17 protein-coding genes are annotated in these 18,268 nt (G+C 44.8%); 11 read left to right on the plus strand and 6 right to left on the minus strand.

Annotated features, from left to right (window positions below; genetic code table 11):
- The first annotated feature begins 79 nt into the window (after positions 1 to 79).
- From dksA to panD, 7 genes are all read left to right on the plus strand, one after another.
- Positions 80 to 535, plus strand: coding sequence for an RNA polymerase-binding protein DksA (dksA, locus tag K9N75_RS17620; RefSeq protein ID WP_004094427.1), 456 nt, complete (start codon positions 80 to 82; stop codon positions 533 to 535).
- A gap of 147 nt (positions 536 to 682) precedes the next feature.
- On the plus strand, positions 683 to 1,558 hold the full coding sequence (gene gluQRS, locus K9N75_RS17625; RefSeq protein WP_061059610.1) for a tRNA glutamyl-Q(34) synthetase GluQRS: 876 nt from the start codon (positions 683 to 685) through the stop codon (positions 1,556 to 1,558).
- A 151-nt stretch (positions 1,559 to 1,709) separates the two neighbouring features.
- On the plus strand, positions 1,710 to 3,104 hold the full coding sequence (gene pcnB / locus K9N75_RS17630) for a polynucleotide adenylyltransferase PcnB (RefSeq protein ID WP_211271668.1): 1,395 nt from the start codon (positions 1,710 to 1,712) through the stop codon (positions 3,102 to 3,104).
- Positions 3,101 to 3,580, plus strand: coding sequence for a 2-amino-4-hydroxy-6-hydroxymethyldihydropteridine diphosphokinase (gene folK / locus K9N75_RS17635; protein WP_224451953.1), 480 nt, complete (start codon positions 3,101 to 3,103; stop codon positions 3,578 to 3,580). The genes pcnB and folK overlap by 4 nt, the downstream gene beginning before the upstream one ends.
- Before the next feature lie 220 nt (positions 3,581 to 3,800).
- Positions 3,801 to 4,595: a 3-methyl-2-oxobutanoate hydroxymethyltransferase gene (panB, locus tag K9N75_RS17640; protein ID WP_061059609.1), complete on the plus strand. Its 795-nt coding sequence runs from the start codon at positions 3,801 to 3,803 to the stop codon at positions 4,593 to 4,595.
- A gap of 66 nt (positions 4,596 to 4,661) precedes the next feature.
- Complete coding sequence (gene panC / locus K9N75_RS17645; protein ID WP_035503722.1) at positions 4,662 to 5,522, plus strand: pantoate--beta-alanine ligase; 861 nt, start codon at positions 4,662 to 4,664, stop codon at positions 5,520 to 5,522.
- Between the two features lie 128 nt (positions 5,523 to 5,650).
- On the plus strand, positions 5,651 to 6,031 hold the full coding sequence (gene panD, locus K9N75_RS17650) for an aspartate 1-decarboxylase (protein WP_008814566.1): 381 nt from the start codon (positions 5,651 to 5,653) through the stop codon (positions 6,029 to 6,031).
- Between the two features lie 67 nt (positions 6,032 to 6,098).
- Here panD and K9N75_RS17655 read toward each other — a convergent pair whose 3' ends face one another.
- Together K9N75_RS17655 and cueO are read right to left on the minus strand one after the other, a co-directional pair.
- Entirely contained in the window at positions 6,099 to 7,430 is a 1,332-nt protein-coding gene (locus K9N75_RS17655) for a polysaccharide deacetylase family protein (protein ID WP_064572896.1), read from the minus strand.
- A gap of 295 nt (positions 7,431 to 7,725) precedes the next feature.
- Positions 7,726 to 9,348, minus strand: coding sequence for a multicopper oxidase CueO (cueO, locus tag K9N75_RS17660; RefSeq protein WP_061059607.1), 1,623 nt, complete (start codon positions 9,346 to 9,348; stop codon positions 7,726 to 7,728).
- 261 nt (positions 9,349 to 9,609) lie between these two features.
- On the opposite strand from cueO, the gene K9N75_RS17665 reads away from it, so the two are divergent.
- Complete coding sequence (locus K9N75_RS17665; protein ID WP_008814569.1) at positions 9,610 to 9,957, plus strand: YacC family pilotin-like protein; 348 nt, start codon at positions 9,610 to 9,612, stop codon at positions 9,955 to 9,957.
- A 91-nt stretch (positions 9,958 to 10,048) separates the two neighbouring features.
- Here the strand turns inward: K9N75_RS17665 and yacL are convergent, their stop codons facing one another.
- The gene (yacL, locus tag K9N75_RS17670; protein ID WP_224451954.1) at positions 10,049 to 10,414 is read right to left on the minus strand and encodes a protein YacL; all 366 of its coding nucleotides are present in this window, start codon (positions 10,412 to 10,414) and stop codon (positions 10,049 to 10,051) included.
- Between the two features lie 332 nt (positions 10,415 to 10,746).
- Positions 10,747 to 11,400 (minus strand): tellurite resistance TerB family protein, encoded by a 654-nt coding sequence (locus K9N75_RS17675; RefSeq protein WP_008814571.1) that lies wholly within the window; start codon positions 11,398 to 11,400, stop codon positions 10,747 to 10,749.
- Between the two features lie 491 nt (positions 11,401 to 11,891).
- Between K9N75_RS17675 and K9N75_RS17680 the strand changes: the two genes are divergently transcribed.
- Positions 11,892 to 13,526 carry a vWA domain-containing protein gene (locus tag K9N75_RS17680; RefSeq protein WP_224451955.1) on the plus strand — a complete coding sequence of 545 codons (1,635 nt, stop codon included), beginning with the start codon at positions 11,892 to 11,894 and terminating at the stop codon, positions 13,524 to 13,526.
- A 772-nt stretch (positions 13,527 to 14,298) separates the two neighbouring features.
- Here K9N75_RS17680 and K9N75_RS17685 read toward each other — a convergent pair.
- Positions 14,299 to 15,069: a helix-turn-helix domain-containing protein gene (locus tag K9N75_RS17685; protein ID WP_130975265.1), complete on the minus strand. Its 771-nt coding sequence runs from the start codon at positions 15,067 to 15,069 to the stop codon at positions 14,299 to 14,301.
- Positions 15,070 to 16,026: 957 nt separating this feature from the next.
- On the opposite strand from K9N75_RS17685, the gene K9N75_RS17690 reads away from it, so the two are divergent.
- Both K9N75_RS17690 and K9N75_RS17695 read left to right on the plus strand, forming a co-directional pair.
- Entirely contained in the window at positions 16,027 to 16,698 is a 672-nt protein-coding gene (locus K9N75_RS17690; RefSeq protein ID WP_193765304.1) for a winged helix-turn-helix domain-containing protein, read from the plus strand.
- A gap of 88 nt (positions 16,699 to 16,786) precedes the next feature.
- Positions 16,787 to 17,167 carry a FidL-like protein gene (locus K9N75_RS17695; RefSeq protein WP_130975263.1) on the plus strand — a complete coding sequence of 127 codons (381 nt, stop codon included), beginning with the start codon at positions 16,787 to 16,789 and terminating at the stop codon, positions 17,165 to 17,167.
- Between the two features lie 376 nt (positions 17,168 to 17,543).
- Here the strand turns inward: K9N75_RS17695 and K9N75_RS17700 are convergent, their stop codons facing one another.
- A complete protein-coding gene (locus K9N75_RS17700; RefSeq protein WP_224451956.1) occupies positions 17,544 to 18,098 on the minus strand; it encodes a tyrosine-type recombinase/integrase in 555 nt (184 codons plus the stop codon).
- Positions 18,099 to 18,268: the final 170 nt, after the last annotated feature.

Below are 18,268 nucleotides of genomic sequence, written 5' to 3' on the forward strand. Positions count from 1 at the left end.
AACTGCATCTGCTATTTATAGCGGCCTGATTTTTCCCCCGTTTGGGGATCGCTAATGCGTGTTATGTAGGAGAAGCAACATGCAAGAAGGGCAAAACCGTAAACCGTCGTCCTTAAGCATTCTCGCCATCGCTGGGGTGGAGCCGTACCAAGAGAAGCCAGGCGAAGAGTACATGAATGCAGCCCAGCTGGCTCATTTCAAACTGATTCTTGAAGCGTGGCGTAACCAGCTCCGTGACGAAGTTGACCGCACTGTGTCCCATATGCAGGACGAGGCGTCAAACTTCCCGGATCCGGTTGACCGTGCGGCACAGGAAGAAGAATTCAGCTTAGAACTGCGCAACCGCGATCGTGAGCGCAAGCTGATCAAAAAGATCGAAAAAACTCTGAAGAAAGTCGAAGACGACGATTTCGGCTTCTGTGAGTCTTGCGGTGTTGAGATCGGTATTCGTCGCTTAGAAGCGCGCCCAACAGCCGATCTTTGTATCGACTGTAAAACTCTGGCCGAAATCCGCGAAAAGCAGATGGCCGGTTAATCTGGGATACCAAGAACCTTCAACGCTCATCAGGGCGTTGATAGTTTCAGCCCAGCCTCACCACGGCGTTAATGCAGGAAGCCAACACCGTGGTGAATTCTTCCCGTACAGAGGCATGACGCCAACGTAACGAAATCCACAAACCAAATGCCATCACATCACTATATTGGCCGCTTTGCCCCATCTCCATCTGGCGATTTGCACTTTGGTTCGCTCATTGCCGCCCTCGGTAGTTATTTGCAATCTCGATCGCAACAGGGTCGTTGGCTAGTTCGCATCGAAGATATTGATCCTCCACGTGAAGTTCCCGGTGCAGCCGATCGCATTCTGCGTACGCTCGAACACTATAAACTTCATTGGGATGGCAGCGTGCTGTATCAATCACACCGCCACGATGCCTATCGCGCCGCGCTGGATTTTTTGCGGCATGAACACAAAGCCTATTTTTGCACCTGTACCCGCAGCCGTATTCATTCGTTAGGCGGATTTTACGACGGTCATTGCCGAACGTTAGGTCTTGGCTCTGCTCATGCGGCGCTACGTCTGGAACAAACGCATCCGGTGTATGGGTTTGAAGATGAGTTACACGGTTGGCTGGCTGCCGATCGTGCAATGGCTGAAGAAGACTTTATTATTCACCGCCGTGACGGACTGTTTGCCTATAATTTGGCGGTGGTGGTTGACGATCATTTTCAAGGTATTACTGAAATCGTACGCGGCGCTGATTTAATTGAGCCAACCGTCAGACAGATGGCGCTGTATCACCAGTTTAACTGGCAAACGCCGCGCTACCTGCATTTGCCACTGGCGTTAAATCACGACGGCAACAAGCTATCTAAGCAAAATCACGCTGAACCCATTCCGATGAGCGATCCGCGCCCCGTTCTGGCTGCGGCTCTTGGTTTTTTGGGACAGCCAGTGCCGGAGGAATGGGCTGATTTAACAACCGAAGCGCTGCTAGAATATGCAGTGAGCCATTGGGATATGCAGCAAATACCAAAAAACTCGCGATTAATGGCGTGAATTTATCAGCGCCATTCTCAAAATGGCCCGCTTACGCTATGATGACCCGCTATTTTTTCTGCATATACTCGTCATGTATCACGTTGCGGGCGCTAAACGCAGCTTGAATGATTCAGAGCATACGACTAACAAGACACTATCGAGGTGCACCATTTTTACCCGAGTCGCCAACTTTTGCCGTAAGGTTTTAAGCCGAGAGGCGGAGAGCGCACAAGCGGAGGAGTCACGTTCAATGACGGTGATCCCGCGCGATCAACATAACATTTCGCGCCAACAAATCAGTGAGAACGCCCTCAAGGTTCTCTATCGCCTGAACAAATCAGGATACGAAGCGTATCTGGTTGGTGGTGGCGTGCGCGATCTGCTGCTCGGTAAACAGCCTAAAGATTTTGACATCACCACGAGCGCAACGCCGGAGCAAGTACGTAAATTGTTCCGCAACTGTCGCTTAGTTGGCCGCCGTTTCCGTTTGGCCCACGTGATGTTTGGCCCAGAAATTATCGAAGTTGCCACTTTCCGTGGTCACCATGAACATGCTGGTGATGGCAAAAATATCTCTCAGCAAGCGCAAAACGGCATGCTGTTACGCGACAACGTTTACGGCAATATCGAAGAAGATGCCCAGCGTCGCGATTTCACCATCAATAGCCTGTATTACAGCATTTCAGATTTTACGGTTCGTGATTACACCGGCGGCCTGCGTGATTTGCAGGAAGGTCGAATTCGCCTGATAGGCGATCCTGAAACGCGTTACCGTGAAGATCCGGTACGAATGCTGCGTGCGGTACGCTTTGCGGCCAAGCTGGATATGACTATCTGCCCGCAAACGGCGGAGCCTATTCCACGTTTAGCGGCGCTGCTGCATGAGATCCCATCGGCTCGCCTGTTTGAAGAGTCGCTGAAACTACTACAGTCTGGCTATGGTTTGGCCACTTATAAGTTGCTGTGCGAATACCAGCTATTCCAGCCGTTGTTCCCCGTCATTTCTCGCCACTTCACACCTAATGGCGATAGCCCGCTGGAACGAATCATCAATCAGGTGCTGAAAAACACCGATCATCGTTTGCAAAACAGCATGCGAGTGAATCCTGCATTTCTGTTCGCAGCTATGCTGTGGTATCCGCTGATTGAGCTGGCACAAAAAATTAATGATGAAAGTGGATTGACCTACTACGACGCTTTCGCTCTGGCGATGAATGATGTTTTGGACGAGCAATGTCGCACTCTCGCGATTCCAAAGCGTATCACCGCATTAGTTCGTGATATCTGGTCCCTGCAACTGCGTCTGTCTCGCCGCCAAGGAAAACGTGCGCATAAGCTGATGGAACAACCTAAGTTCCGTGCCGCTTTTGATCTGCTGGCGCTGCGTGCTCAGGCTGAGAACAGCAATGAGCTACAGCGTTTGACTCAGTGGTGGGATGAATTCCAGAAAGCTCCGCTGACGCGTCAGAAAACGATGGCCAACGAACTTGGTGATGATGGTGCTCGCCGTCGCCCACGTCGTCCTCGCCGCCGCGCACCGCGCCGTGAAGGCAACGGCGAATGACACGCGTCTATATTGCCTTAGGCAGCAATCTTGCCGATCCTTTGCATCAGGTTCAGTCAGCGCTCAACGCGCTGGCTAAACTGCCGCAGACTCAGCTTATCACAACCTCATCGCTGTATCGTACACCGCCGCTTGGGCCTCAAGATCAACCGGATTACCTGAATGCGGTGGTGGCACTAGACACAGATTTACCCGCAGAACGCCTGTTAGATCACACGCAAAAAATCGAGCTAGAGCACGGCCGTGTACGCAAAGATGAGCGTTGGGGGCCACGGACGCTGGATCTTGATATTTTGCTTTTTGGCAATGACATCATTAACACCGAGCGATTGACCGTTCCGCATTACGACATGAAAAATCGTTCATTTATGCTCTATCCTCTGGCTGAAATTGCGCCTGATGTCCATTTTCCTGACGGAGAAAGTCTGAGTCACGCCCTCAAAAAACTTGGCGCAGCGCCACTCCATCGCTGGTAATTTCATAGTTATATCCATGAAATAACTATAAATAATTATTTCCCTGTATATATCCATCCCCGCACCAACTATCGTTTTCCCCTTTGTTTTCTGATAGTTAGTGTTAATCCAGCGATAATACCTTTCCGATGCGACTGACAGATAAAGCGCTGTTCCTACCGCATAACATCTCTTAGAATGCGCTTTTGTCTCAGTCTGAATGACGCCGTCAGGGGATCTCATGAAACCGACCAGCATCACCCATCTGTTACAGTTAAAACAACAAAAAACTAAATTTGCCACCATCACGGCTTATGACGCCAGCTTTGCCAAGTTGTTTGAGGATCAGGGAATTCGCGTGATGTTAGTTGGCGATTCTCTTGGTATGACACTGCAGGGGCATGATTCAACACTGCCTGTCACGATCGAAGATGTGGCTTACCATACGCGTGCCGTACGGCGTGGGGCACCATACTGTCTGTTACTTTCCGATCTTCCGTTCATGACCTATGCCACGCCTGAGCAGGCCTGCACCAACGCAGCGACGTTGATGCGCGCTGGAGCCAATATGGTCAAGCTAGAAGGCGGGAGTTGGTTAACTGAAACCGTGCAGATGCTTACCGATCGTGCCGTACCCGTCTGTGCTCATCTAGGTTTAACGCCACAGTCGGTAAATATTTTCGGTGGCTATAAAGTTCAAGGGCGTGATAAAGACGGCGCGGATAAACTGCTGGAAGATGCGCTAGCGTTGGAAGCTGCGGGTGCACAGTTGCTGGTATTAGAGTGTGTACCTGCTGCGCTGGCAAAAACCATTACCGACGCACTACAAATTCCCGTTATTGGCATTGGCGCGGGTAAAGACACCGACGGCCAAATTCTTGTCATGCACGATGCTTTAGGCATTACCGGCGGCCACACGCCTAAGTTTGCGAAGAACTTCCTTGCAGGACAAAGTGACATTCGCTCAGCTATTCGTCTGTATATTGAAGAAGTGGAGCAGGGCTTGTATCCGGCTGCAGAGCATACGTTTAACTAATTCGTCAGCGTCATCCATCGCTCCCTCTTCAGGGAGGGGGATAGATCATCAGTTTGGAGAACCACTGTGTTAATCATTGAGACAATCCCTCTGTTACGTCGTGAAATTCGTCGCTGGCGTCAAGAAGGCAAGCGCATTGCGTTGGTACCCACCATGGGTAATCTACACCAAGGTCACCTTACGCTAGTCGAAGAAGCCAAAGCGCGAGCCGATGTCGTTGTGGTCAGCGTTTTTGTAAACCCAATGCAGTTTGACCGCCCTGACGATTTAGCGCGCTATCCTCGTACGTTGCAGGAAGATTGTGAGAAATTAACTCGGCTAGGCGTGGATTTGGTCTTCGCTCCGTCTGAAAAAGAAGTCTATCCGAAAGGATTAGAACAACAGACCTACGTCGATGTGCCTTCGCTTTCAACCATGCTAGAAGGCGCTAGCCGTCCTGGGCACTTCCGCGGTGTCTCAACTATCGTCAGCAAACTATTCAACCTGATCCAGCCAGATATTGCCTGCTTTGGTGAAAAGGATTTCCAGCAGTTGGCCCTGATCCGCAAGATGGTATCTGACCTGAACTTCGATATTGATATCGTCGGTGTGCCGATTGTACGCGGCCCAGATGGGTTAGCCTTGAGTTCGCGTAATGGCTATCTCACCGCAGATGAACGTCGCTTAGCGCCGCGCCTATATAACATCATGAGCCATTTAGCCACTCAGCTAGAGAACGGTGAGCGTAATATCGACGAGCTGCTAGAACAAGCCACTAGCCGCCTGCGTGAAGCCGGTTTGCAGCCAGATGAACTGTTTGTCCGTGATGCTGACACGCTACTGGATGTTAACGTCGATACCAAAACAGCGGTGATTCTGGTATCTGCATGGTTAGGTAAGGCTCGCCTTATCGATAACATGCGCGTGCCTTTTAACGCCGAGAGTTAATTATTTTACATACAGTGGTAAACTTATTTTAGATAATTTAGTCGACCACTCGATTAAAATAGGAAGAATTGCCGTCGCGGTTTTCAGCGCGACGGTTGCCATCAATAGATGTTAATGAAGGTATTGTTATGGTACGCACTATGTTGCAAGGCAAACTCCACCGCGTCAAAGTGACTCAGGCAGATTTGCATTACGAAGGCTCTTGCGCCATCGATCAGGATTTTCTGGATGCAGCGGGAATCCTGCAATATGAAGCGATCGATATCTATAACGTAGACAACGGTCAGCGCTTCTCAACCTACGCCATCGCCGCCGAACGCGGTTCAAAAATCATTTCCGTTAACGGTGCTGCCGCTCGCTGCGCGTGCGTTGGCGACACCATGATTATCTGCTCCTACGTACAAATGTCTGACGAACAGGCGCGCTCACACAATCCTAAAGTTGCCTATTTTGAAGGTGACAATGTGATGAAGCGCTTGGCAAAAGCAGTACCGGTGCAGGTGGCATAATCCCGATTTAAGCCGTTCGGAGCGCACGAGTACGATGAAGAGGCGCACGCTGGCGCCTCTTCACGATTTACAATACCGGTGCTGTCACCGCCTTCGCAGGCACTTTCACTGGCACCGCATTCGGCTTTTCTGGCACTGGTTGTGGGTTATTCGCAATCAGCGCAGCCATGCTCTGTACCGAATCTGTGCGTAGGACATATAACCGTTTCAGTGCAAACGGGTTATCCCCCATTCTGACTCTCCCCTGCACCGTCGTTACCGCTAAATGAAATCCCGCATCACGTGCGGCGTCCATCGCCTTTTGATTGTAGCCGCCAAAGGGGTATGACAAATACTGTACGTGTGGATTGAACTGGGACAAAGCACGCCGTGAACGCTGAAAATCGAACAGAATATTGTGATATGACCGGCTGAACAGAATAGGCTGCTTGTTAGCACTCACCCGATGCAGGAAATGAGTGTGCGATTGGATATCAAATACATCCTGGATTTCACGCAGCTCGGAAATACTCATAAACTGGAGTCCGTTAGGATTCCAGGCTTGTGGATGGCGCTTGATACGCGAAGAGATAATGAACGCAGTGGCTCTTTGCCCATTTTGCTTAAGCACCGGATAGGCATAGCGATAAACCGATTTCAAACCATCATCGAAAGTAAGCACCACGGCTTTAGCCGGTAGATTCATGCTTCCGGTGAGATAGCCTTCCAACTGATACATCGACAGCGTACTGTAGCCAGCCTGCTTGAGATAGGCCATCTGGTTACTGAAAGCCACATCCGATGTGGTCGTTGATGTCCGACGGAAACGCTTATTCTCTTCATTTTTCAGAATGTGGTGATACGTAAGCACCGCAATACCGTTATCTAAATCGGCATCGAGGGCACTGACATAGCCAAAGCGATCGCCTAGATTAATGGCATACCATGTCTGGTTGAGACGATCTTTTTGCTTATCAAGGACCGGATAGCGTAGGTTCTCTTCCAGTATAGCCACCGGCGTGCTTTGATTGTCTGCTTGGCTATAAACCGTCACAGGACGGCTTGTCACCAGATTTTGGAAACTTTTTTTGCGTAGGTCGTTCAGATTGTCGCGCGGAGGCTCACGCTTCTTTAGCTCTTTCACATCTTCGCGCGCAATAAAGCCGGTACCGTTGCCGAAGCGGAACTCATAATATTCCGAATCTGCTTGAAACACGTTGAGTATCTGCCCCTGCTGAATTTGCCCAACCGGAATAACGTGTTCCCCCACCAACGAATAAATCTCGCTGTCGCGCTCGGCTTCCATGTATTGATACTGCTGCCAACTATCAGGCAAAAGGTCGGCAATCGCCGTATTCGGCGTACAAATAACCCACAGAGAAAACAGCAGTCCTGCTGTTATTGTTTGAAATAGCTTCATTTTTATATTTAGGGAATTCAGATGTCACTTGGCTAAAAATCATTTTAAGAACAACAGAATAGCATGGGTGAGCAAGAAGGCACATGGTTAAAAGATTGTCGGTGATATAGGTATCGCTTATGAATTCAGGAAATCATCCGCAAAAAACGGATATACTGAAGAACTCGTAAGACTGAAAGGGTGTCGATGACGTCCACCAGCCAACATCAATATTTATATGAAAATATCAATGCTCGCTGATGGACGCGATTTCAGCCTATGTTTCATCACTAAATGGCATAGGCGGTCAGATAAATTAGCTAACGGTAAACGACATCATCATCCCTGTATCTTCGTGCTCTAGCAGATGACAATGTGCCATGTAGGCGCGTTCTTTAGGGGCTTCATGATTAAATTTCACTAATACCTCACTACGCCATCCTTCAACACGCACGGTGTCTTTCCATCCACTACGGTGGGCTGCCGGTGGTTTGCCGTTTTCAGAAAGAATACGGAACTGAGTACCGTGAATATGGAACGGATGGAGCATCATGTCGCCCTCCCCCGAAATCGTCCATTTCTCGTAGGTACCACGTTTGACATCAAACATCGGCTTCGCCATATCGAACGCGATTCCGTTGATTTTATTGCCATGCATGAAATCATAGTCCTGAGCGGTCTTCTGCCCATGTCCCATGCCGTCATGATTCATTTTGCCATGCCCCATATGCCCCTGCATTTTCATGCCCTGCATACCACTATGATCCATACCCGACATATCACCATGGCCCTGCATACTCATACCCGCCATTGATTCCATACCGTAGCGCTGCATCATCATCTGCATCCCCATCATATCGAGCTGTGGGTCCATCATCAGCTGTAACCAACGAGTTTTAACGTTATCAACCACTGGGATCGCGGGCATATTGACTAATGAATCAGGCAATTTTGCTTCGCTTTGTTTGAGCGTTGGCTGGATATGCAGTACCGGTAATGCATGATCGAACGGGGCTAACGTCATGCCCATTTGCTTAACGGGCAGTGTCACAATATCGAACGCTTTACCATCGCGGGTATCGATCAGCACTTCAAAGCGCTCCCCCATGAGAATGGGTAATTCACTCAGCTTCACTGGCTCAGCCAGCAGGCCACCATCGCTAGCAACAACGTACATTGGGCGACCATCGCTGGTCGCCAAATTGAGCGAACGGGCGTTACAACCGTTGAGAAAACGGAGTCGTAGCCAACCGCGCGGTGCAAGATGCTGCGGATAAAGTGTGCCATTCGTCAGCATCATATCCCCAAACCAACCCACTGCCGCAGTCATGATATCCAGTTGGTAATCGATATGACCTTTAGCATCGAGTCGCTTATCTTGCAGGATCACAGGGATATCATCGACGCCCCACTCCTTAGGCAAGGGAAGCTTGGTGCTCTCTTCATCGTCAATAATAATCAGTCCCCCCAACCCCATCGCCACCTGACGACCTGTAAGGCCATGAGTATGCGGATGGAACCATGCCGTGGTCGCTGGCTGATCGACCTTAAAGGCAGCCGTCCATACTTTGCCAGCCTCAATGACCGCCTGCGGGCCTCCGTCAGACGTTCCGGGGATTTCCATCCCATGCCAGTGCATTGTTGTGGCCTCCGGCAGAGCGTTGGTCACATTGATGGCAACATCTTTACCACGCTCTAAACGCATCGCAGGGCCTAACAGTGGGCCGTTAATTCCCCACGTTGGCGTCTGCACGCCCGCTTTCCAATTCATGCTACCTGTTTGAACTTTCAGATCTATTTTACCTGCAGCATCAGGTATCAGCAGCGAGGGGATGGGTAAATTGGGTCGATTAGCAGCAAAAACAGAATGGCTCCAGAGCGGTAAAGCACTCGATGCCCCCAGCACAGCGGTGAGTTTGATAAAGTCGCGGCGAAGCATGTCAGATTCCCTTGTGCGTCGTTGAAAAGACTCAGTTAAATATCGGAGTAACGAACAATATGGCTATAGTCGCCAAATGTTTTTCTGTACCCCGCATGATGAATTCAGGGTAGACCTTCCAGTAAGGGGAGAGTCAAGCAGGGACTTGATTAAATGACGTGAGATTAACAAAATTGATTAAGAAAATGAGTAAGAAACACTGTAGAAACAGGGTTAAAATATGATACCGTCAAAGTACAAATAAATAATGTGCATCTGTTTATGAAAAAAACCTCGCTGGTGCTTTTGCTTTTAGGTTTGCTGAGTTTTACCTCTGCCAGCCAGGCTATTGATGATATGCAATCCGAAGATTTAGCCGATCTCACCGCTATCTTCGTGTTTCTGAAAAATGACTGTGGCTATAATGATTTGCCAAATGCTCAAATCAAGAAGGCTATCGTGTTTTTTGCCAACCGTAATGGCTGGGATTTATCTAACTATAATACTAAAAAAATGAAAGCGTTAGGTGAAGATAGCTACCACGATCTCAGCCGCATTGCGATGCCAACGGCAACCAAATGCAAGTATCTGGCTCGAGACTCTCTGAGCCTTTTAGCCTACGCAAACTGATCGACAACGTATGCTTGGCAAAAAAAACGGCAGAAAATCTCTGCCGTTTTTAGTTTTTAAACGTCTAGCATCCATATTGGGTTAGGGTTAGCTAGCGTGTTGATGTGATAAACGCCCGATACTTATCCAGCGCCTGCAAAAAGTCTTCCAAGCCACAGAAAGAGAGACTTTCTTCATCGTAATAGCTCATCCCCTCTTCGATTTCATCGCCCTCAACGGCCAGTTGATTAGCCCGAACCATGACTTCTTCTCCGTCTAACCATAACGTATATTCATGTCCGGTAAGCTGCCATTGACGTTCACTGCCTTTTACCTCTGCCGCGGCCTGTTCAACCTGAGCCAGTAACTCCAGATTCCCTTTAACCTCTTCGTTAAGCCAATGTCCAACAACCTCGTGCCCCATCGAAAATACGGCGACGACCTGTCCAGTTACATCATGGCGAAATTCATAATCCATCGTTCAGCCCTCCGCGACGTCCCCTCTTTCATCTGGGGATTATTTATATACCCTAAATAATTCGAGTTGCAGGACAAAAAAGCGTTAGCCTTTTTGAACAGCGCACAGCGCTGGCCCCTAAGGGCGAGGCTTTGCCGAGTAACGCAGGTGAGCGCAGCCAACGCACATGCAGCTTGAAGTATGACAGGTGTAGTGTAAACATCCGTTGCGTAGCTGTACTGTCGAGGCTCGCAAACTGGAAAAATAAAACGGAGGCCATCGCCTCCGTCATGGAATTAACACCGTTTTCTTAGAAAACCGGCGCGGTATATCAGCAAAAATAACCTCTAGGGTCAAGCCAGCTCGCGCTTCTTCTCACTGATATCATGTTCAATGCCCTGCTTAACATCCTCGGGGATCTTCAACGACTGAGCCAAAGCATCCAGATAGCTACGCTCCATAAAGTGATCGATATCGATCACGACACAGCTGAGGTAATAAACCTCAAGCGCTTCATCCTCGTTCTTGATATCTTTCCCAAGCAAATCTGGATTTAACGGCTGCGCCAAAGCGTCTTGCACCCAGTGTTCAGCTTCCGCACCTAGCCCCAACTCATGCAAGCTCTTATCGATTGCCTGACGTTCAGTCTCATCAACGTGCCCATCACTTTTAGCCGCAAACACAATAGCCTGAATCAGTCGCTTAGTGCGCGTATCTAATGGTGAAACCTGAGCGCCGAACTGAGGCTCATCCTGATGAGTTTCTTTGACGCGCTGCTTATATTTATTCCACAGCACCGCGCCAACCGCCGCAGAACCGCCGACAATCAACGCGCTTTTGCCAAATTTTCCCACCAGTTTACGGGATGATTTATTTCCTAGCAGAACACCAACCAAACCACCTAATGCCGCAGGTGCGAGTAACTTACCCACTCCCTCTGAACCTCCAAGTGATTTAGTTTTATCACCCAGCATAGATTGAATTTGTTGCATCCAATTATTTTTCATCACACACCCCATGGGTACAATTTATCGATATTATTACATCTATATTACGGGGTTATCTGTCAGTTTACGTATGGGGATTGAAAACTTGCCTATATTTCAAGGGGCGATGAACTAAGACTTCGCTCAATATCATTCAACTTAATAATGTGCAGTAAATCTATAGAAAAAAACAGATAACAATCAGAATATTATTCCTTTCTTATATTGAAATTAATAATTTTATTAATTGCAGCTTATAACAACAGAAAATTAAAAACGGAATAATCTTAATGCCACCACTTTCAGCCCAACGTATGAATAAAATGCTGGTTATATTTTTCATTAAGATATCTACTAGAGGTATTAAAAACACTAGCGTAAATAATCGAGCAGATAGCTCTACTTTCTGTCACCGATAATCTAAGGCAATAAGATTCTATTATCTAGATGTAAAAAGTTTATAAAACGTTAAATTAATTAACCATTCTGTTCTGCATAAGGAAATGTTTAGCATGAAAAAAAAACCAATACATAAAATACTGCTTGTAAGCACTTTATGTGTATCCAGCTTAGTAGCCAGTGGTTGTTCACAAAAAAATCCATACGCACACACGGGAAACGAATACATCATTGGCGCAATGCAGCCTCAGCTAGCAGTGAATACTCAGGCCAGTCCGATGACCGTGGACCATAATAAATATCCAACCTATACGGAAAACAGTGTCAAATCTGTCGCTCAAGAACCCATCTCTACGTTTAGCGCCGATGTTGATACTGGCAGTTACACCATGATGCGCAGTTTATTGAATAGAGGAACATTGCCGCCGTCTGATTCTATACGTTTAGAAGAATGGCTTAATTACTTCCATTATAATTACCCTAAGCCGGTCGATAACTCGCCGTTTAGCGTCGCCACCGAGATTGCGCCAACCCCTTGGAACGCGCACTCGAAGCTGTTACGTATTGCCATTAAGGCAACCGACATAAACGCAACGGCATTGCCACCCGCCAATCTGGTGTTTTTAATAGATGTATCCGGCTCTATGAGTGACGAAGATAAGTTACCGCTAGTAAAAAACTCGCTGAAATTATTGGTTAATAAAATGCGCGATCAAGATAAAATATCTATCGTCATTTATTCAGGCGAAACAAAAACAGTTTTGCCACCGACCTCTGGTAAAGATAAATCAGATATTCTCTCTGCTATCAACCAGCTAAGTGCTGGCGGCAGTACTGCGGGCGGTTCTGGAATTGACTTGGCCTACCAAATGGCTGAAAAAGGATTCATTAAAAATGGGATCAACCGTATTTTCTTAGCCACCGACGGCGACTTTAACGTTGGTGTCACTGATACTCACCAGTTGGAAGAGAAAATAAAGAAGAAGTCTAAAAATGGTATTAACCTAACCACGTTAGGATTTGGTCAAGGAAATTATAACGATTCGCTCATGATGCATATTGCAGACGTCGGCAATGGTAATTACGCCTATATAGACAGTATGCAAGAAGCGCAAAAAGTACTGGTTGAGCAACTGAGTTCAACCATGAGCGTGGTCGCTAATGATCTTAAACTACAAGTTGAATTCAATCCGCAGCAGGTCAAAGAATACCGTTTATTGGGGTATGAAAAACGCCTACTCAACCAAGAAGACTTTAGCAATGATAAAGTGGATGCCGGAGATATTGGTGCAGGACATACGGTCACGGCCTTATATGAAATTATTCCAGTAGGGGAAAAAGGCTGGCTAGAGAAGTCTCGCTATCAGCATAATACGCCATCCTCTGATATAAAGAACAACGAGCTCGCCCTGCTGCGCATTCGGTATAAAGAGCCAACGCTGCAAAAAAACAAAGACGCGGACGTATCATCAGAAATCAGAAATGATTCAAAATTGATTGAAATCCCGCTCACAAAATCACAGATAAAATCATCGTTGTCGCAAGCCAGTGATGACTTCCGCTTTGCTAGCGCCGTTGCAGCATTGGCACAGCAGCTAAAAAATAGCGGGCGTTATACGGGAGCGTTTAGTATCGATGACACCATAAATCTGGCTCGTGATGCAAAGGGGGATGATTCATTAGGCCTGCGCGCCGAGTTTATCCAGATTGCGACTTTAGCGAAAAATCTTTCATCGACTGAGAAATAATTAGTCGGAAAACCCATCATATAGCTGGGTACGGCTTCATTCAGTGTCCTCAGTTTGATGAAGGGAAAAAGTCGCTTGGTGCCGTCAGCGCCAATATTCCATAGTGCTTCAATTAATACGCGTTGGCGTAAATCGGGAAGGAAACTCAGCAACACCGAAATCTCTGGCGCTAGTAAATAGCGGGGCACATCCAGGTCGACCGCGATAGCCACTCCACGCAGCCGAACCGCACGTGCTAGCAGCCAGGCAAACCGATCGCGCTACGTGAGTTCTGTTCTAAATTGTGGGGGATATTTTATTTCTGCAATTCAACATGTTTTAGTATAAAAAACACACAATGCTAGCCTTGATGTTTCGCTGGCCCAGTGACCAAAATATAAAAGACGTTTTCTTAGTGACTATTTTGCCGAGCTTGATGATAGCAGGGAAGAAGAATAAATCAGTGATCGGTCAATGCTGGCATTGGAAGAAAAAATAAAATCAGCGTAAAAAACAAAATCGCGGTAACAACCACCACGCGTCTGGAACGGCACCACCGCTGACTGCAAGGTATGAAACCCCACAGAGTGTAGTCAAAATAAAGGAGGATAAATAGTCCTTGGGGATTCTAGTGGCCCCTCCCCAAGAGGGCACAGGACAATTAACCCCTGATGGTTTTGGGGAGATGTAGGGATCCAAAAATGGATAAAAGATGACGAATAGAATCTTAGCGCAGCATAATTCGGAGTTATGCGAACGTTATCCAGAACAACGCCTCCCTGAGCTAGAAGCATTATGTGACGGCTTCATTATCAATGTGCAGACTATGCCTAACAAACTGGCACGGTGTTAAACCGTAGTACTTCCTAAATGCATAAATAAAGTAAGACAAATGACTATACCCGCACTGTGGCGCTAATTGGTTAATCGCGATATCATGATTAACGTTTAATATTTTCGCGGCATGTTGCATTCGGCACTGAACCAATATTTTATTATAGCTCGTTCCCTCCAACTTCAAATGCTTCTTAAGTGAACTTGGACTCATATATAAAATACGGGCGACAGACGCTAACGACCAGTCTTGACCAACGTCACCAGCTATCAACGCCTGCACTTTATATGTCACCGGATTATTTATTGAATGGATTAATCGGGGGAGGAAAGCTTTATTTTTTGTAAAAAAAGACAGCACGAGAAAGATCAACGTTCTCGAATAGTAACGCTCCTCTTCTGTTGGACTTGGAATGTTCGCGTATTTAAGGGCTAAATTAAAAATATTAACATCACGGCACTCAATCTGAAAGATGTCTTCATTGCTTTTTAAGTTACACACTAGACTATCAGAAGAAAACTTCACTGATAAGATGAACTCAGCAATAATATCCTCGCTTACCATTATCACGCTATGGTTTTCTTGGGTTAAGAATATCAATGGTTCCTTTCTGCTATCGATGAAGGCTTGGTGGTTTCTATTGATACAGACTTTATACCTGTTATTGATAAGAACAACCGTTTCATCCCTACACAAAGCTATACAAAAACTACCTCTGTATTCACTCATAACCAACTCCTGATAAATAAGTGTCAAGATAACGTCATAGTTTTCTTTGATTAAAGATAGAGCGTATTTAAAACCATTAGTATGGTGATTTGCTTTTCTATATGATTAGCTCGTGAGCGTATATTATTTGACACATTATCTCAACTATAGGGATGGATGTTATTGATAATACGTTTATGATGAATATCAACCACCGGCATCACCTTATCATAGAACTATCCTTGTACATATAGAACCTGCAAATTGAAAGTGGATTTCACTTACAGTTTCCCCCTCTGCAATAATCGCCATGTTTAACTACTCAGCCATGCTGATTGATATGGGGCACTACACTTTCTGTCGCAATATGCAGTCCCAACCCATGACAAATGAACGACTAATGTCCAATTGTTTGCACTTGTAATTGCAATTAATTATCATTATACAGTTTTACCTAAACCCCATTGACCCCGTTTTCAAACTTCTAAAAACGCCTCATCAGGCTATTACACCAGTCATTTTATCGGTACCTCAGACTTTGCTTTATCTTGTATCGCCACAGCAACTGTCTAAAACATCTGCTTGTATAGTGACTGTCTTTATCCGAGTACTTTTCCCTGCACTCTCCTGACCATCAGACCACCGACAGAGTTTTTCCTGTTAGTGCAGAATCTGGAAAAAGTAACAGAGCATAAATTTTAAGTCTTATGAGAAATATTGAGCTATATTATTAATACTATGATCTCTAGTGAGTGGTTTGATTTTCCGCCACATAGAGGCTAACACCCTATAAATTATGCTCTATGCCCTTAGGTCAATTTATAACTGTAAAATCTCGATCAGTGGGGTAAAACAAGAAAACTCAGCGAGTCAGATACACCTAAGGGTCGTCGGAATGCGGCAGCACTATCCGTAAATTGCTATTAAATATTGGAATGGTAACATATAAATACTATGCTTATAATAAATGACTCTGTCTTGTATAATGAGGATGATGGTTGTTTAGATAACAATCATTTAGGCATGTCAGTCACTATGGCTCCATCATCAAACAGGCTGTTTCTCATTCTGATATCAAATCATGGCAGTCCTGTTGAAAGAGATGAGATTTTAAAATCAGTTTGGGATGAATATGGGCTCCGTTCATCGAATAGCAATCTAAATCAATATATTAGCATGCTAAGAAAGCAACTTGTTCAGGTTGGACTACCGGAGGATACGATTATCACCATACCTAAAGTTGGCTTTATGTTGAATGGAAATCTATCGGTAAAAAAAATTGAAAATGCATCTATAAATAACAAGAAAAATCTCTCTAACAAGAGAAATTATAACTTTATTTATTTCTTTGTGGCTTTGTTTTTTTCTTTACTTTGTTTTTTTGCAACTCTGATTTATTTTAAAAATTATCACATCCCTAGTATAAAAACGACAACTATAAATGGGTATAATAAAAATTGTATTGTTAAGTCTATATCGGACATCTCTTTATTAAAACATTACGATTTACTTAATATTGGTGATTGTGACAGTAATACTGAATACTTTACCTTTTTAGATAAAGATGGCCTATCGAGTAGACTGATTGCCACCTGTAAGAAAACTAGAGGTGAAAAATTCGTCTATTGCGTAAATAACTTAGGTGATTAAATTGAAAAAAAACATATTTATTATTTTTCTGTTCCTTATTTCTTTACTTTCAGCTATAGGGATAATTTTTTATTATATTAAATTCGACATGAATTGCAATGCCTCATACGAAAAAAAGATAACACCAGAAAGATATGCCAATGGAGTAATATCAATTATTTTCTTTAAAGAAAACATCGGTATTAGTCATGTCGTAGGGAAGGTTATAGATAGCGGAAAAGTATATTCGATAAATAGAGAGATTGGTTTTAATTATGAAATTATTGATATAAGCAAAGGAATGTTCAAAGTTAAAAATAGCTATTTAAAAACACTACCTCAAGATAATTTACCAAAAAATCTTGATAGCGAGTTTAACTTAGATAATTCTGTTGAAAAGAGTGATTATCTAATAATCAAAATGATAAATAAAAATACCTACATGCTAAGTTCTCCAGTGGCACCCATTTTGCTTTGTGTTTCAGCATGATTCTATTTTATCATCGAGTATGAAAATCGTGAGATAACTGTAAGTTATGCGGCCATTGCAATTACCACCCTAAGGCTTTTGAACATTCGTCTAGTTAATCGTTAACTCTACTAAGACTGCTGATACCGCCTCACTGTAGTTTGGGGGCATCATTTGATTGATTCGGTTGTAGATGTACATATCGCTCTGATTTTCAGGCCAGTATAGCTGATTATTATAAAAAGATGCTAATTATATTCTGCCTCAATAAAATACCCATTCGATGACTGTCATACTTCCTTTAAACTTTCTGATAGAGAGATTATTAAGTCGCAGATTGGTGGTAGGTAATACAACAAATGTCTTAAGTGGTACATGCGTACCACTTTTCTATTCATCACATCCATACACGTGAAAATCGCTGGCAATTACTAGCAGTATAATGAACGGTATGCCTTATATTCTTGTGCCCTAAATAATCTTGTATTAGACGAGTATCAAGTCCTTGGTTAGCTAAAGCATAACCACAAGCATGTCTGAGTACATGAGGGTGAAGTCTAATAGGTAAACCAGCACGCTCTCCATATTTTCTAACTAGAGAATATATATATTGCCTGGAGATCTTTTCATTTCTTTTTGAGATAAAAAGCAAAGGGGATTTTTTATTTCCAAGCTGATTATTTCGTGATTTTAACCATATTTGTAACAATTTTTTTTCGTCGTTTTGTATTGGGTGAGTTGTTGAAAACCCATTTTTCAAACGCCTAATGTAAATCTCACTACTGTCTAGATCAATGCTTGAAATTGACATATTTATTAATTCACTAACACGCAATCCATGTATATACATCATTATTAACATACATCGATCACGAGCATACTCTTGGCTTTTAGGTATAGACTCAATCAATATATCCCACTCTTTTTGAGTGATGTATCGCCGTTTCTTCATTAGGAGGTTCTCTGTTGTGAATGCAGTTATCTGACAGACACAATGTTAGACAAAATCGCATACAAAAAGTATAAAAAACCCAAAAACACGCAAATAAAGAATATAACACCATATAAACGTATTTTTTTATAAATTAATTCTGTTTTTTACTTTTTAAAAGTACGTAAAAA

It is taken from the genome of Hafnia paralvei, assembly GCF_020150375.1.
Taxonomy (GTDB): Bacteria; Pseudomonadota; Gammaproteobacteria; order Enterobacterales; family Enterobacteriaceae; genus Hafnia; species Hafnia paralvei.

Coding starts and splice junctions, on each gene's coding strand:
- dksA (WP_004094427.1), top strand. CDS start 80: ATGCAAGAAGGGCAAAACCGTAAACCGTCGTCCTTAAGCATTCTCGCC.
- gluQRS (WP_061059610.1), top strand. CDS start 683: ATGCCATCACATCACTATATTGGCCGCTTTGCCCCATCTCCATCTGGC.
- folK (WP_224451953.1), top strand. CDS start 3,101: ATGACACGCGTCTATATTGCCTTAGGCAGCAATCTTGCCGATCCTTTG.
- panB (WP_061059609.1), top strand. CDS start 3,801: ATGAAACCGACCAGCATCACCCATCTGTTACAGTTAAAACAACAAAAA.
- panD (WP_008814566.1), top strand. CDS start 5,651: ATGGTACGCACTATGTTGCAAGGCAAACTCCACCGCGTCAAAGTGACT.
- K9N75_RS17655 (WP_064572896.1), bottom strand. CDS start 7,430: ATGAAGCTATTTCAAACAATAACAGCAGGACTGCTGTTTTCTCTGTGG.
- cueO (WP_061059607.1), bottom strand. CDS start 9,348: ATGCTTCGCCGCGACTTTATCAAACTCACCGCTGTGCTGGGGGCATCG.
- K9N75_RS17665 (WP_008814569.1), top strand. CDS start 9,610: ATGAAAAAAACCTCGCTGGTGCTTTTGCTTTTAGGTTTGCTGAGTTTT.
- yacL (WP_224451954.1), bottom strand. CDS start 10,414: ATGGATTATGAATTTCGCCATGATGTAACTGGACAGGTCGTCGCCGTA.
- K9N75_RS17675 (WP_008814571.1), bottom strand. CDS start 11,400: ATGAAAAATAATTGGATGCAACAAATTCAATCTATGCTGGGTGATAAA.
- K9N75_RS17680 (WP_224451955.1), top strand. CDS start 11,892: ATGAAAAAAAAACCAATACATAAAATACTGCTTGTAAGCACTTTATGT.
- K9N75_RS17685 (WP_130975265.1), bottom strand. CDS start 15,069: ATGAGTGAATACAGAGGTAGTTTTTGTATAGCTTTGTGTAGGGATGAA.
- K9N75_RS17695 (WP_130975263.1), top strand. CDS start 16,787: ATGAATTGCAATGCCTCATACGAAAAAAAGATAACACCAGAAAGATAT.
- K9N75_RS17700 (WP_224451956.1), bottom strand. CDS start 18,098: ATGAAGAAACGGCGATACATCACTCAAAAAGAGTGGGATATATTGATT.